General features: G+C 70.0%; 10 protein-coding genes. 7 read left to right on the top strand and 3 right to left on the bottom strand.

The features are described from left to right. Positions 1-99 precede the first annotated feature (99 nt). Positions 100-1398, top strand: coding sequence for a cyclopropane-fatty-acyl-phospholipid synthase family protein (locus tag ABZS61_RS09605; RefSeq protein ID WP_356417604.1), 1299 nt, complete (start codon positions 100-102; stop codon positions 1396-1398). Positions 1399-1519: 121 nt separating this feature from the next. Here ABZS61_RS09605 and ABZS61_RS09600 read toward each other — a convergent pair whose 3' ends face one another. From ABZS61_RS09600 to ABZS61_RS09590, 3 genes are all read right to left on the bottom strand, one after another. Beyond that, complete coding sequence (locus ABZS61_RS09600; protein ID WP_356417603.1) at positions 1520-4054, bottom strand: FtsX-like permease family protein; 2535 nt, start codon at positions 4052-4054, stop codon at positions 1520-1522. A 58-nt stretch (positions 4055-4112) separates the two neighbouring features. Continuing rightward, the gene (locus ABZS61_RS09595) at positions 4113-4880 is read right to left on the bottom strand and encodes an ABC transporter ATP-binding protein (RefSeq protein WP_356417602.1); all 768 of its coding nucleotides are present in this window, start codon (positions 4878-4880) and stop codon (positions 4113-4115) included. Between the two features lie 262 nt (positions 4881-5142). Continuing rightward, positions 5143-6162 (bottom strand): LacI family DNA-binding transcriptional regulator, encoded by a 1020-nt coding sequence (locus ABZS61_RS09590; RefSeq protein WP_356417601.1) that lies wholly within the window; start codon positions 6160-6162, stop codon positions 5143-5145. Between the two features lie 221 nt (positions 6163-6383). Here ABZS61_RS09590 and ABZS61_RS09585 point away from each other — a divergent pair, with 221 nt between their 5' ends. From ABZS61_RS09585 to ABZS61_RS09560, 6 genes are all read left to right on the top strand, one after another. Further along, entirely contained in the window at positions 6384-8117 is a 1734-nt protein-coding gene (locus ABZS61_RS09585; protein WP_356417600.1) for an ABC transporter substrate-binding protein, read from the top strand. 91 nt (positions 8118-8208) lie between these two features. Beyond that, entirely contained in the window at positions 8209-9204 is a 996-nt protein-coding gene (locus ABZS61_RS09580) for an ABC transporter permease (protein WP_356417599.1), read from the top strand. Continuing rightward, on the top strand, positions 9201-10109 hold the full coding sequence (locus ABZS61_RS09575) for an ABC transporter permease (RefSeq protein ID WP_356417598.1): 909 nt from the start codon (positions 9201-9203) through the stop codon (positions 10107-10109). The genes ABZS61_RS09580 and ABZS61_RS09575 overlap by 4 nt, the downstream gene beginning before the upstream one ends. Positions 10110-10113: 4 nt before the next feature. Then, positions 10114-11058 (top strand): ABC transporter ATP-binding protein, encoded by a 945-nt coding sequence (locus ABZS61_RS09570; RefSeq protein ID WP_356417597.1) that lies wholly within the window; start codon positions 10114-10116, stop codon positions 11056-11058. Continuing rightward, positions 11058-11951: an ATP-binding cassette domain-containing protein gene (locus ABZS61_RS09565; protein WP_356417596.1), complete on the top strand. Its 894-nt coding sequence runs from the start codon at positions 11058-11060 to the stop codon at positions 11949-11951. The genes ABZS61_RS09570 and ABZS61_RS09565 overlap by 1 nt, the downstream gene beginning before the upstream one ends. Next, positions 11948-14353 (top strand): glycoside hydrolase family 2 protein, encoded by a 2406-nt coding sequence (locus tag ABZS61_RS09560; RefSeq protein ID WP_356417595.1) that lies wholly within the window; start codon positions 11948-11950, stop codon positions 14351-14353. The genes ABZS61_RS09565 and ABZS61_RS09560 overlap by 4 nt, the downstream gene beginning before the upstream one ends. The last annotated feature ends 247 nt before the right edge of the window (positions 14354-14600 follow it).

Below are 14600 nucleotides of genomic sequence, written 5' to 3'. Positions count from 1 at the left end.
GTGTACCCGGCGGTGACTCCGAGGTGTCGCCGCCCGGTTCGGGTACGTGTATGTGCGAATTTAGGCACGTTGGGAAACACCACCACGGAGGTGTGCGCCATGGCAGACGCCGCATCGCGGCTGACCGCTCTCGCCGAAGAGTTGCTGGGAGAACCCCTGCCCGTCCGGATCCGGGCCTGGGACGGCAGTGAATCCGGGCCGCCGGGCGCGCCCGTCCTCGTCCTGCGCCACCGCCGTGCCGTGCGCCGACTGCTCTGGAAGCCGGGCGAACTGGGCCTGGCCCGCGCCTGGGTGGCCGGTGAGATCGACATCGAGGGCGACCTCTACGCGGCACTGAACCATGTGGCCGGACTGCTCTGGGAACGGGGCGCCGAGGCGAAGGACTCCGTCCATCCGGTCCGCGACCCGAAGGTCCGCGCGTTCGCCCGCGGCCTCGTCCAGCTCGCCGGACCCTGGCCGCCGCCCCCTCCGCCCGCGGAGGAGGTCCGCCGCCGCTCCGGAGCGCTGCACACCAAGCGCCGCGACAAGGAGGCCATCAGCCACCACTACGACGTCGGCAATGATTTCTACGAACTGGTCCTCGGCCCGTCCATGGTCTACTCCTGCGCCTACTGGCAGGACGGCGGGACGCTCGAGGACGCCCAGCGCGACAAGCTCGACCTCGTCTGCCGCAAGCTCGCGCTGAAGGAGGGCGACCGCCTGCTCGACGTCGGCTGCGGATGGGGCTCCATGGCCATCCACGCGGCCCGTGAGTACGGCGCCAGGGTCACCGGGGTCACCCTCTCCACCGAGCAGGCCGCATTCGCCCGCAAACGCATCGCCGAGGAGGGCCTCACCGACCGGATCGAGATCCGGGTCCAGGACTACCGGGACGTCAGGGACGGCCCGTACGACGCCATCTCCTCGATCGGCATGGCCGAGCACGTCGGCTCGGTCCGCTACCGCGAGTACGCCGAAGACCTCTACGCACTGCTCAAGCCCGGCGGCCGGCTGCTCAACCACCAGATCGCCCGCCGCCCCGAGAAGGACGAGACCGCGTACCACGTGGACGAGTTCATCGACGCGTACGTCTTCCCCGACGGGGAGCTCGCCCCCGTGGGCCGTACCGTCGCCACCCTGGAGGAGGCCGGCTTCGAGGCCCGTGACGTCGAAGCGATCCGCGAGCACTACGCACTGACCCTGCGTCAGTGGGTCGCCAATCTGGAGAAGCACTGGAAGCAGGCGGTACGGGTCACCTCACCCGGACGCGCCAGGGTCTGGAGGCTCTACATGGCGGCCTCCGCGCTGTCCTTCGAGCACAACAGGATAGGCGTCAACCAGATCCTCGCGGTACGTCCGCAGGAGGGTGGTCCCGCGGGCATGCCGCTGCGGGCCCGCGAATGGACGGCGTCGGGCTGACGTCCCAGGGAGGTCGGGCGCACGCCCCGACGGCCCAGGGAAGTCGGGGCCTACGCCCCGCAGGGAAGACGAAAGGGGCCGGTATCCGAGTCGTGGATACCGGCCCCTGCGCATGACGTCGCTACTCCGTCTTGATGGCCGTCAGCATGTTCAGCTTCGCGGCGCTGCGGGCCGGCCAGAGCGAGGCCAGGACGCCGACCAGAGCCGCGAGCACCAGGAAGATCCCGATGCGGTCCCAGGGCAGGACCAGCGCGTAGCCCGGGATGCTGCTCCGGATGGACTCGCCGATGGCCCAGCCGAGGAACGAGCCGAGGCCGATGCCGATCAGCGCGCCGAAGACGGAGATGACCACGGCCTCCAGCCGGACCATCCGCTTCACCCGACGCCGGTCGAGACCGATCGCGCGCAGCATGCCGATCTCGTGCTGCCGTTCGAAGACGGACATCGCGAGGGTGTTGACGACGCCGAGGACGGCGATGATGAGCGCCATCGCGAGCAGGCCGTACAGGATGTTCAGCATCAGGTTGATCGTGCCGCCGAACTCGTCGCGGATGTCCTGCTGGTCCATCACCCTGATGGCGGGGTTCTCGCCGAGGGCGCCGATCACGGCCTTCTCGCTGGCCTCGGTCGGACCGCCGTCCATCGTCACGAAGATCTGCGGGATGTACGGCTTCACCTCGTGCGGGTTCACGACCGACGTGGCGACGAGGACGGGGGAGAGGAACTCGCTGTCCTTGAAGACCGCTCCGACCGTCAGGGTGCCCTTCTTCTTGTCGTCGAAGGTGACGGGCAGGCTGTCGCCGACCTTCCAGCCCCTCTTCTTGCTCGTCTTCTCGGCGACGGCGATCTGTCCCTTGCCGAGCGAGCCGATGCTTCCGCTGACGACCTGGACGTTCAGGACCTTCTCGATGGAGCCGGGAGTCACCGCGGAGGCCGAGGCGAAGTTGCCGTCGATGTCGAGGTAGGAGGACTGCTGCGGTGAGACCGCGACGGCACCCGGGGTCTTCTCCAGGGCGGTCAGCGCGGACTGGTCGAGGTCGCCGCCGCTCGCCATCGAGACCATGTAGTCGGCCTTGATGTTGTCCGTGGTCATCTTGTCGAGGGCCGCGCCGACCGTGACGCCGAGCACCGAGAGGCCGGTGACGAGGGTGAGGCCGATCGCCAGCGCCGAGGCGGTGGCGCCGGTGCGGCGCGGGTTGCGGACCGCGTTCTGTCCCGCCAGCTTGCCGGAGACTCCGAAGGGGCCGACGAGCAGCGGGCGGATGACCGCGATGACGGGCCGGGACAGCAGCGGGATCAGGACGATGATGCCGATCAGCGCGAAGAACGCGCCGGCTGCGATGAGGACACGGCCCTCGTCGCCGCCGCGGTCGGCGCCCGCGATGATGCCGACGGCGCCGATCGCGGTGATGACCGCGCCGATGGAGTTCCGTACCACCAACGACTTGGTGGTGGCCACCGCGTGGACGCTGCTCATCGCCGCCACGGGCGGGATCTTCGCGGCCCTGCGGCCGGGCAGCCAGGCGGCGAACATCGTGATCAGCACGCCTACGCCCAGGGCGGCGAGCACGGGTGTCGCCGACAGCACCAGCGGCCCCGCGGGCACCTTCATGCCGAACGCGGCCATGCCCGAGCGCAGTCCGACCGCCAGACCGATGCCGAGTGCGAAGCCGATCGCCGAGGCCACCGCGCCGACGATCCCGGCCTCGACGAGCACCGAGCGGGTGATCTGCTTGCGCGAGGCGCCGACGGCGCGCATCAGCGCGAGTTCCTTGGTGCGCTGGGCGACCAGCATCGAGAAGGTGTTGGAGATCAGGAAGACGCCGACGAAGAGCGCGATGCCGGCGAAGCCCAGCAGGATCTGCTTGAGGGCGCCGAGGCCTTGCTCGATGTTCTTCGCCTGCTCGTCGGCGAGCGCCTGGCCGGTCTTCGCCTCGGCACCCTCGGGCAGCAGCGGCTCCACCGCGTCGAGGATCTTCGCGTCATCGGCGCCCGGTGAGGCGGTGACGGTGAGTTCCTGATAGTAGCCGGGCTTCAGGTACTGCTCCTGGGCCACAGCCGTGTCGAAGAGCACGAGGCTGCCGCCGGCGTTCACCTCGCCGTCGTCGGTGGTGAAGACGCCGCTGAGGGTGAACTCCTTGACCGGCCCGTTGGTCGCGACCCGCACCCGGTCGCCGACTGTGTACTCGCCCTTGGCGGCGGTGCCCTTGTCCAGCGCGATCTGGCCGGCGCTCATCGGGCCCGAGCCGTCGGTGAAGGCGTACGCGGTGTCCTTGCCGTCCTCGCCAGGGGCGAAGTTGGAGCCCTTGGGGCCGCCGAACGCGCCTTCGATGAGCTTGCCGTCGGGGTCGGCGACCCCGGCGAAGCCGTCGACACGGCCGTGCACGGCGCTGACGCCGTCCAGCCCGGCGATCCTGTCGAGGGTCTTCTGCGAGAGGCCGGGCTCCTGCTCGGCGGAGTTCGGGTCGGCGTACGAGGTGACGGCGACCGCGACGTCGTCGTAACTCTTCGCGGACTGGCTGCGGAAGGCGTTGGAGAGGGTGTCGGCGAAGACCAGGGTGCCGGAGACGAAGGCGACGCCGAGCATGACGGCGAGCACGGTCATCAGCAGCCTGGCCTTGTGCGCGAGCACGTTGCGCAAGGCGGTACGGAGCATGGTGTGGTGTCCTGGGATGAGGTCGGGTGGAGGGGACGGGCAGTCGGCTACCAGCGGGTCAGCTGGTGCGGCCCTTCGCGTCGAACGCCTTCATCCGGTCGAGGACCCCGTCCGCGGTGGGGTGCATCATCTGGTCGACGATCGCGCCGTCCGCGAGGAAGATCACGCGGTCCGCGTACGAGGCGGCCACCGGGTCGTGCGTCACCATCACCACGGTCTGGCCGAGTTCGCGCACCGAGTTGCGCAGGAAGCCGAGCACCTCGGCGCCGGAGCGGGAGTCGAGGTTTCCGGTCGGCTCGTCACCGAAGATGATCGCCGGCTGGGAGGCCAGGGCGCGGGCCACCGCGACGCGCTGCTGCTGGCCCCCGGAGAGCTCGGTCGGACGGTGCTTCAGCCGGTCGGAGAGGCCCACCATGTCGATGACCTTCTGCAGCCACGCGGCGTCCGGCTTCCGGCCGGCGATGTCCATCGGCAGGGTGATGTTCTCCAGCGCCGACAGTGTCGGCAGCAGGTTGAACGCCTGGAAGATGAAGCCGATCTTGTCCCGGCGCAACTGCGTCAGCTGCTTGTCCTTCAGCGAGCCGAGCTCGGTCTCGCCGATGCGCACGGATCCGCTGCTGAAGCTGTCCAGACCGGCCACGCAGTGCATGAGCGTGGACTTGCCGGAGCCCGACGGGCCCATGATCGCGGTGAACTCGCCCTGCGGGAAGTCCACGGTCACCCGGTCCAGGGCGACCACCTGGGTCTCACCCTGGCCGTAGACCTTCGACAGCTCCGTGGCGCGGGCGGCGACCGCGGTGGTGCGGTGAACGGTGGTGGAGGTCACAGGGGTACTCCTGGTTCGGGCGACGATGGGGCGGGGTGCGCGGGACCCCTTCATCGTCGCCGCCGAATCGCGCCCGGACGTCAGCCCCCGTGCCGGTTCCTGGGGCCCTCTTGAGTCGCATCGGCGGGACCGTGGCGTACTCCTCGGGTATGACACCGACCCTGACGGCGTCCGTCCTCAGCGGGGCGGAAGCCCGGCCCGGCGGGGCGGCGCGGTCGGCCCGGCGGGCCGGAGCGGTCGGTCAGCGGGCCGGAGCGGTCGGTCAGCGGGGCGGGGCGGTCGATCCGCGGGGCACCAGCCGGGCCGCGGAATCCTCGAATCCGGGTGCCGACCCCTCCGCCACCATCGCCAGCAGGGTGCGCGCCGCATGGGTGCCGTACGCAGGGATGTCGCGGCTCAGTGCGGTCAGCGGCGGCCGGACGACCCGGGACAGCTGGGAGTCGTCCCAGGCGACGAGCGAGAGGTCGGCGGGCACGTCGAGCCCCATCTCCTGGGCGACGGAGAGCCCGGCGACGGCCATGATGTCGTTGTCGTAGATGACGGCGGTCGGCCTCCCGGGCGAGCTGATCAGCCGCCGCGTCGCGTGCGCGCCCTCCTCGCCGGAGTAGTCGGTGTGCACCACCACCGGTTCGTCCAGGCCCAGTTCCGCGGAGATCTCGTGCTGGGCCCGGTCGCGCATCCGGGTGTGGATCAGATCGGGCAGCCCGGCGACCCGGGCGATGCTGCGGTGCCCGAGTGCGCTCAGATACGTGAGGGTGTCCCGCAGTGCCGCCGACTCGTCCGACCACACCGGGGTGAGCCGGCCGGCCGCCGAGGGATGGCCGATCACCACGGCCGGCATGCCCAGCTCGGCGACGCCCTCGATGCGCGGGTCCAGGGAGCGCACGTCGGCGAGGAACACCCCGTCCACCCTGCCCTCGCCCCACCAGCGCCGGTACATCTCCAGTTCCTGCGCGGGGTCTGTGACGACCTGGAGGAGCAGGGCGCAGCCCCGGGTGGCCAGCTCGGTCTCGATGCCGCTGATCAGCTCCATGAAGAACGGCTCGACGCCGAGCATCCTGGCCGGCCGGGACAGGGCGAGGCCGACGGTGTCCGCCCGCGCGTGGGTCAGGGCGCGGGCCGCGCTGTTGGGCCTCCAGCCGATCTCCTGGGCGATCGCCTTGATGGAGGCGCGGGTGGCGGGGGAGACGCCGGGGCGGTCGTTCAGTGCGTACGACACCGCGACCTTGGAGACCCCGGCCCGGCGTGCGATGTCGGCGATCGTGGGGCGGTGCTTGGACATGCGACCTCGCTTAACCGGTTCGTGTTCGGGGGTCATCCTAACGGCAGCCCCCTGACCTGTGTCTTCCGCTCCCCGGTCTAGACCCCTCGGCAATCGCCCGAAAAAACTGCAATGGGAGCGCTCCCGCACCCTTGACACGGCTCAGGGGCCCCCATACCTTCACGGCACTTACCCGGTTCAGTAACTCCGCTCGGCAGGGACGGCGGGGAAAAGGAGGGGCTATGGGTACGCGTACCCGGGTGCGGATCACCGTCGCACTCGCCGTGTTCGGACTCGCCGCGACCGCGTGCACGGGGGGCGGTTCGTCGTCGGGCGGCTCCACCGGGCCCGCCGGCAAGGGCGGCGCACTGCCGCGCAACGAGACGCTGTACACGACCGGCACCCAGTGGGGGCCGCCGGCCAACTACAACCCGCTGCGCAACTGGGACCACGCGACCGGCACCAAGGGCCTGGTCTACGAGACGCTGTTCCACTTCGACCCCAACGAGGGCAAGCTGACGCCCTGGCTCGCGGAGTCGGGCAGCTGGACCGATGACAAGACGTACGACGTGAAGCTGCGGCAGGGCATCACCTGGGCCGACGGCAAGCCGCTGACCGCCAAGGACGTGGCGTACTCCTACGGTCTCGGCAAGATCGAGGCCTCCTCCTTCCACTCGCTGTGGAGCTGGCTCTCCGACGCGAAGGCGGTGGACGCGACGACCGTCCGCTTCACCTTCAAGGAGGCCCGCTACCAGGAGTGGGACTTCACCCTCTACGGCCAGCCGATCGTCCCCGAGCACGTCTGGAGCTCGCGCACCGACGAGGACATCCTCAACGGCGTCAACGACAAGCCGGTCGGCACGGGCGCGTACAAGCTCAAGAGCAAGTCCCAGGACCGGGTCGTGTGGGAGCGGCGCGAGGACTGGTGGGGCACCAAGGCGCTGAGCATGACGCCCGCACCCCGCTACATCGTCGACGTCTCCAACCCGAGCAACGAAGTGGTCATCGGCCAGCTGGGCCAGGGCCAGCTGGACCTCAGCAACAACTTCCTGCCCGGAGCGTCCTCGCTGATCAAGAGCAAGAAGGTCGTGTCGTACTACGACAAGGCGCCGTACATGCTCTCGGCCAACACCGCCTGGCTGGTGCCCAACACCACCAAGAAGCCGATGAACGACGCCGCCTTCCGCAGGGCGCTGGCCGCGTCGGTCGACACCGGGAAGATCGTCAAGGGGGTGTACGGAGACCTGGTCAAGCCCGCCAGCCCCACCGGTCTCCTGCCGCAGTGGGACCAGTTCGAGGACAAGGCCCTCATCGCCGAGAAGGGCTTCACGCACGACGTCGCCGCCGCGAAGAAGGAACTCGCCGACGCCGGCTACAAGGACAAGAACGGTGACGGCCTCGTCGAGAACAAGGACGGCTCCGCCCTCAGCCTGAAGCTGGCCGTGCCCTCCGGCTGGACCGACTGGATGGAGGCGGCCAAGGTCATCGCCGCCGGCGCCAAGGAGGCGGGCATCCAGGTCAGCACGGAGTTCCCCGACCAGAACGCGCTCAACGAGCAGCGCGGCAAGGGCGACTTCGACCTCGTCATCAACAACGAGCGTCAGCTGTCCAGCACCCCGTGGACGTACTACGACTACATTTTCCAGTTGCCCGTCCAGAAGCAGCAGAACACGGTGAACTTCGGGCGGTACGAGAACGCGGAGGCCTGGAAACTGGTGCAGGAGCTCGGCGGGGTCAAGACCGATGACGTCGCCGGCATGAAGACCGCAGTCTCCAAGATCCAGGACATCCAGCTCACCGAGATGCCCGTCATCCCGCTCTGGTACAACGGCCTCTGGTCGCAGTCCACCTCCGGGACCTGGAAGAACTGGCCGTCGGACGCCGCCGGAGCCCCCAAGACGGCACCGGCGCTCTGGCGCAACTGGCTGGAGCTGGGCGGCTTCGAGACGCTCACCCAGCTGAAGCCCGCCAAGTGACACGGCAGTTCTGACTCGATGACCGCCCCGCCGTGCGCGCGCCCACCTGACCGGTGAGCGCACGGCGGGGCTCTCCACCAGGGGAGCACCCTTGCGCCGCTACTTCGCACGCAAACTTCTTGTCTACGCACTGACCTTCGTCGTCGCCGTCACCGTCAACTGGATGATCCCGCGCTTCATGCCCGGTGACCCGGTGGCGGCCATGGTGGCCCGCGCCAGGGTCTCGCAGCCCGAGGCCGCCGAGGCGATGCGCACGTACTACAACAACCTGTTCGGCTTCGACGAGCCGCTGTGGCAGCAGTACCTGCACTTCTGGGGAGCCCTGTTCCAGGGCGACTTCGGCATCTCCATCTGGGTCTTCCCCACGCCCGTCGGCGACGTCCTGCTCGACGCGCTCCCGTACACCCTCGCCCTGATGATCCCGTCGGTGCTGCTCAGCTGGTTCGTCGGCAACTGGATCGGCGCGCTCTCCGCCCGCCGCAAGGTCCTCGACAACACCGTCCTGCCGGCCGGCTACCTGCTGACCGCGATGCCGTACATGTGGATCGCCGTCATCCTCGCCTGGGCGCTCGGTGCGAAGGCCGGCTGGTTCCCCCTGTCGGGCGGTTACAGCCTGGACATCCAGCCAGGCTGGAACGCCGATTTCGTCCTGGACGCGCTGCACCACTGGGTGCTGCCGTTCCTCTCGCTCTTCCTGGTCGCGCTCGGCGGCTGGGCCATCGGCATGCGCAACATGATCATCTACGAGCTGGAGTCCGACTACTCCTCCTATCTGGCGGCCCTCGGCGCACCGCAGCGCCTCATCCGCCGCTATGCCTTCCGCAACGCCGTGCTGCCCCAGGTCACCGGCCTCGCACTCCAGTTGGGCGTCCTGGTCGCCGGAGCACTCGTCACCGAGATCGTCTTCGCCTACCCGGGGCTCGGCTCACTGATCCTCGCCTCCATCCAGAACCAGGACTTCTTCCTGCTGCAGGGCGCGTTCCTGTTCATCGTCATCGGCGTACTCATCGCCAACTTCCTCATCGACATCGTGTACGTCGTCGTCGATCCCCGCACCCGTACGGGCATGGCAGGAGGCACCTCATGAGCACACTGCCCGAACCGGTACCCGAGACCGCCGTGACGGCGGAGCCGCCCGCTGCCGGGCCCGGCAGCGAGTGGCTGCACTACGCGGTGCGCAACCCGAAGCTGATCATCGGCGCCGTCGTCGTCGCGGTACTGCTCGCCGTGGGCCTCTTCGGACCGATGCTGCTCGACAACGGCAACCCCAACGAGTACGTCGGCCCCCAGGCCTCCGCACCCGACGGCACGTACTGGATGGGCACCACCACCTTCGGCCAGGACGTGTACGCGCAGTTCGTGCACGGGCTCCGCGCCACGTTCCTGGTCGGTGTCGTCGGGGGTGCGATAGCCGCCGTCATCGCCATGCTCGTCGGCTTCCTCGCCGGCTACCGGGGCGGCCTCGTCGACGAGGTCCTGAACATGCTCACCAACGTCGTCCTGGTGATACCGGCCCTCGCGGTCCTGCTCATCATCAACGCCTACATGGGGGTGCGCAGCGTCGCCGTACAGGGCCTGTTCATCGGCCTCACCTCGTGGCCCTGGGCGGCCCGGGCGATCCGGGCGCAGACGTTCTCGCTGCGCACCCGGGAGTTCGTGGACCTCGCCCGGCTCAGCGGGAGCGGCACCTGGCGGATCGTCTTCCGTGAGATCGCGCCCAACATGAGCTCGTACCTCTTCATGATGTTCATCCTGCTCTTCGGCGGGTCCATCCTCATCGCCTCCTCGCTGGACTTCATCGGGCTCGGCCCGACCGAGGGCGTCTCGCTCGGCCTGATGCTGCAGAGCGCCCAGCAGTGGAGCGCGCTCCAACTCGGCATGTGGTGGTGGTTCATTCCGCCGGGCGCCGGGATCACCGCGATCGTCGGCGCGCTCTACGTCGCCAACGTCGGCCTCGACGAGGTCTTCAACCCGAAGCTGAGGGAGTCGTGAACGCATGACCCTGACCGTCAACGACCTGCGGGTCCACTACCGCACGCTGCGTGGCGAGGTCCGGGCCCTGGACGGTGTCAGCTTCGACCTGGCGGACGGCGAGATCCTGGGCCTGGCCGGCGAGTCCGGCTGCGGCAAGACCACCCTCGGCAAGTCCCTGATCCGGCTCGACGGCCGGATGCGGCACGCGGGCGGCACCGTCACCCTGGACGGCGACGAACTGCCGCTGTCCGACGACCGCGCGATGAACGCCTACCGCTTCCACAAGGTCTCGCTCGTCCCCCAGTACTCGATGAGCGCGCTGAACCCGACCCGCCGCATCGGCCGCATGATCCGCGAGCTCCTCGCCTCGCGGGGCGTCAGCGTCGACACCGGCGAACTGCACCGCCGGCTGGCCCTCGTGGGCCTGGAGCCCGACGTCCTGGACCGCTACCCGATCGAGCTCTCCGGCGGCATGAAGCAGCGCGCCGTCATGGTGATCTCCACGCTCCTGGACCCCTCGGTCCTGATCGCCGACGAGGTCACCTCGGCGCTGGACGTCTCCAACCAGCAGGCCGTCGTCGGGGCCCTCACCGGGCTCCGCGACAAGGGGCTGGTCACCAGCATGATCTTCGTGACCCACGACCTCGGACTGACCTCGCACATCGCCGACTCGATCATGGTGATGTACGCGGGCAAGCTCGCCGAGAAGGCGCCCACGAAGGCCCTGACGACCGAGCCCCGCCACCCGTACACCAAGATGCTGATCGGCTCGCTGCCCCAGGTGGGCGCCCGGTACAAGGACAAGCCGCTCAGCGGCATCGAGGGATCCCCGCCCTCCCTGCTGAACCCGCCGGCCGGCTGCCGCTTCCGTGACCGCTGCCCGCTCGCCGACAGCGGGTGCGCAGAGGAGCCACCGGTCGTCGAGGTCGCCCCCCGCCACACCGTCGCATGCTGGAAGGCGGCCTGATGCTGACCCTCGACCGTGTCACCAAGACCTTCCGGGCCGGCGCCTTCGGCGGTGGTTCGGTGACCGCCGTGGACCGGGTCTCCTTCGAAGCGGCACCCGGCGAACTGGTCTCGCTCATCGGCGAGAGCGGCAGCGGCAAGTCCACCATCGGCCGCATGGTCCTGGGCCTCACCCGGGTCAGCGGCGGCAGCCTCACCCTGGACGGCGAGCAGGTCAAGCCCGGCAAGGACTTCTACCGCCGCGTCCAGGGGGTCTTCCAGGACCCCTTCAGCTGCTACAACCCCGTCTTCAAGGCCGACCGCGTCTTCGCGCTCGTCCGCCAGGCCTACCACCCGGGCGTCTCCGGCAAGGAGTGGGCGGACCGCGTGGAGAAGGCGGTACGGGACGTCCGCCTGGACCCCGGGCAGGTGCTGGGCCGCTACCCGCACCAGCTCAGCGGCGGGCAGCTGCAGCGCCTGCTCATCGCCCGCGCGCTCCTTCTGGACCTGCGCTTCCTGGTCGCCGACGAGATCACCAGCATGCTCGACGCCTCCACCCGCATCGACGTGCTCAACCTCCTCGCCGGCCTCAAGGAACGCGGCCTCGGCGTCCTCTACATCACCCACGACCTCTCGCTCGGCACCTATCTGGCCGAGAAGACCGTGGTGCTCCGCAGCGGCCGTGTCGTCGAACGCGGCGACACGCAGAAGGTCTTCGGCAACCCCCTGCACCCCTACACCCGCACCCTCCTGGCCGCCGTGCCCCGCCTCAACCAGCCCTGGACGTCTGCCGTCCCCGTGGAGATCTGCGCCTACCACGAGGGCCCGGCGTCCGGTGACGACCTGTACGAGACCGAACCGGGCCACTTCGTCGCCTGCGCCGGGCTCCCCGACTGCGGAAGGACCCTCACGTGACCCTGCGCCACCTGCCCCTGCACGAAGGCTGGACGCTTCACGCCGACGGCCCCGTGCCCGTGGGGCTCCCCGCAGGAGGCGTTCCGGCGGCCGTCCCCGGCTGCGTCCACACCGACCTGATGGCCGCCGGGCTGATCGACGACCCCTATCTGGACGACAACGAGACCGGACTGGGCTGGATCGGCCGCACCGACTGGACGTACCGCACCACCTTCGACTGGTCCGCCGACGAGCACACGTCCACCGATCTGTGCTTCGACGGCCTCGACACCGTCGCCACCGTCCTCGTCAACGGCACCGAGGCCGGCAGCACCGCCAACCAGCACCGCAGCTACCGCTTCCCCGTCCGGCGGCTGCTGCGCGAGGGCGCCAACACCCTCGACGTACGCTTCACCGCCCCGTACACGTACGCCGAGGCCCTGCGCGACAAGCTCGGCGACCGGCCGGGCGCGTACACGGAGCCGTACGCCTTCATCCGCAAGATGGCCTGCAACTTCGGCTGGGACTGGGGGCCGACGCTGGTCACCTCCGGCATCTGGCGCCCGGTCGCGCTGGAGTCCTGGACGGGCCCGCGCATCGCCGGCGTGAAGGTGCTCGCCGACCTGGACGGCGACGGGGTGCCGCGCCTCGCGCTCACCCTCGACGTCGACCGGGCCGGGGACGGGCCGCTGGAGGCGTCGGTGGAGGTGGCCGGCGAACGGGCCGTGCTCACCGTCGCCGCGGGAGAGGACCGGGCGGCCGTCACCCTGCCCGTCCCCGGGGCCGGGCGCTGGTGGCCGCACAGCCACGGCGAGCAGCCGCTGTACGACGTCACCGTCCGCCTCGGCGACCACGCCTGGACCGGCAGGACCGGCTTCCGGGGCGTGACCCTGGAGCGTGAGGCGTTCCGCCTCTCCGTCAACGACGAGCCCCTCTTCGTACGCGGGGTGAACTGGATCCCCGACGACTGCTTCCCGTCCCGCGTCACCCGGCAGCGGATCTCCGACCGCTTCGACCAGGCGATCGCCGCGGGCGTCAACCTCGTCCGGGTCTGGGGCGGCGGCCTCTACGAGAGCGACGACTTCTACGAGCTGGCCGACGAGAAGGGGCTGCTGGTCTGGCAGGACTTCCCGTTCGCCTGCGCCGCCTACCCCGAGGAGCAGCCGCTGTACGACGAGGTGGCCGCCGAGGTCCGCGAGAACCTCGTCCGGCTCGCCCCGCACCCCTCCCTGGTCCTGTGGTGCGGCAACAACGAGAACCTGGAGGGCCACGCCGACTGGGGCTGGCAGGACGAGCTCCAGGGCCGGACCTGGGGGCACGGGTACTACCACGAGCTGCTGCCGGCCCTGTGCGCCGAGACCGACCCCACCCGCCCGTACTGGCCGGGGTCGCCCTACTCGGGCTCTCCGGAGCTTCCCCCGAACGACCCCGCCCTGGGCACGGTCCACCTCTGGGAGGTCTGGAACCGCGTCGACTACCGCCACTACGCCGACACCGCCCACCGCTTCGTCGCCGAGTTCGGCTTCCAGGGCCCGCCCGCGTACGCCACCCTGCGCCGGGCCGTCAGCGGCCCGCTCTCCCCGGACGCCCCGCTGGTCGCCCACCACCAGAAGGCGCAGGACGGCGGTGCGAAGCTGCTGCGCGGCCTGGGCGACCACCTCCCGCAGCCGTCCGGCTTCGACGACTGGCACTGGCTCACGCAGCTGAACCAGGCCCGCGCCGTCGCCTTCGGCATCACGCACTTCCGCTCGCACACCCCGTACTGCGCGGGCTCGATCGTGTGGCAGCTCAACGACTGCTGGCCGGTCGTGTCCTGGGCCGCCGTGGACGGCGACGGCCGCCGCAAGCCCCTCTGGTACGCGCTGCGCAAGGTGTACGCGGACCGTCTGCTGGCCGTACGGGACGGCGCCCTGCACCTGGTCAACGACTCGGCCCGCGTCTGGGAGGGGAACCTGCGCCTGACCCGGCACGGGCTCGACGGGGCGGTCCTGGCCGAGGAGGAGATCGCGGTGAGCACCGCCGCGCGCGGCGTCACCCGCGTACCCCTCCCGCCGTCCGTCGCCCTGCCCGGGGACAGCACCCGCGAGGTGCTGGTGGCAAGGCTGGGCGAGGCGAGAGCGGTCGAGTTCTACGAGGAGGACACCCGGGTCGCGCTGCCGCCGGCACGGTACGACGTCTCGGTCACACAGGGTGACGAGTCGGGTATCGGGTACCGGGTCACGGTGACGGCGCGGACGCTCCTGCGCGACCTCGCCCTCTTCCCCGACCGGCTGGATCCGGCGGCCGAGGTGGACGACATGCTCGTCACTCTGCTGCCCGGCGAGAGTGCGGTGTTCCATGTCACCGGTGCGGTCCTGAAGGACCCGGAGGCGCTGGGGTCCGGGCCGGTCCTGAGGTGCGTCAACGACGCCGTCGCGCCCTGAGGTGGCGATGCCCCGGCGTTCGGTGGCGCGGCCGTGGCTGCTCGGCCGTCGGGGTGCGGCGAGTTTCCGTCATTCCGGTTTGCGGGGCTTCGCGCCCGTTACCCCGTCCGGGCATGTGCTGATGCTGTACGCACCGTCTGACGCACCCTCAAACGGTCAATAAAATAAGACAACATCGAGCCGCTGTTCCGCTGTTCGAGGGAAGCCCCCGGATAGGGTCTTGTGCCAACGCGGAGCCGCGCGCCCA

Origin of the sequence: Streptomyces sp. NPDC005566 (genome assembly GCF_040605575.1) — a bacterium.
In the GTDB taxonomy this organism is placed as follows: Bacteria; Actinomycetota; Actinomycetes; order Streptomycetales; family Streptomycetaceae; genus Streptomyces.
The sequence above is the reverse complement of the archived record's forward strand: the minus strand, read 5'-3'. Positions and strand labels throughout refer to the sequence as shown.

Coding starts and splice junctions, on each gene's coding strand:
- ABZS61_RS09605 (WP_356417604.1), top strand. CDS start 100: ATGGCAGACGCCGCATCGCGGCTGACCGCTCTCGCCGAAGAGTTGCTG.
- ABZS61_RS09575 (WP_356417598.1), top strand. CDS start 9,201: ATGAGCACACTGCCCGAACCGGTACCCGAGACCGCCGTGACGGCGGAG.
- ABZS61_RS09585 (WP_356417600.1), top strand. CDS start 6,384: ATGGGTACGCGTACCCGGGTGCGGATCACCGTCGCACTCGCCGTGTTC.
- ABZS61_RS09565 (WP_356417596.1), top strand. CDS start 11,058: ATGCTGACCCTCGACCGTGTCACCAAGACCTTCCGGGCCGGCGCCTTC.
- ABZS61_RS09570 (WP_356417597.1), top strand. CDS start 10,114: ATGACCCTGACCGTCAACGACCTGCGGGTCCACTACCGCACGCTGCGT.
- ABZS61_RS09600 (WP_356417603.1), bottom strand. CDS start 4,054: ATGCTCCGTACCGCCTTGCGCAACGTGCTCGCGCACAAGGCCAGGCTG.
- ABZS61_RS09590 (WP_356417601.1), bottom strand. CDS start 6,162: ATGTCCAAGCACCGCCCCACGATCGCCGACATCGCACGCCGGGCCGGG.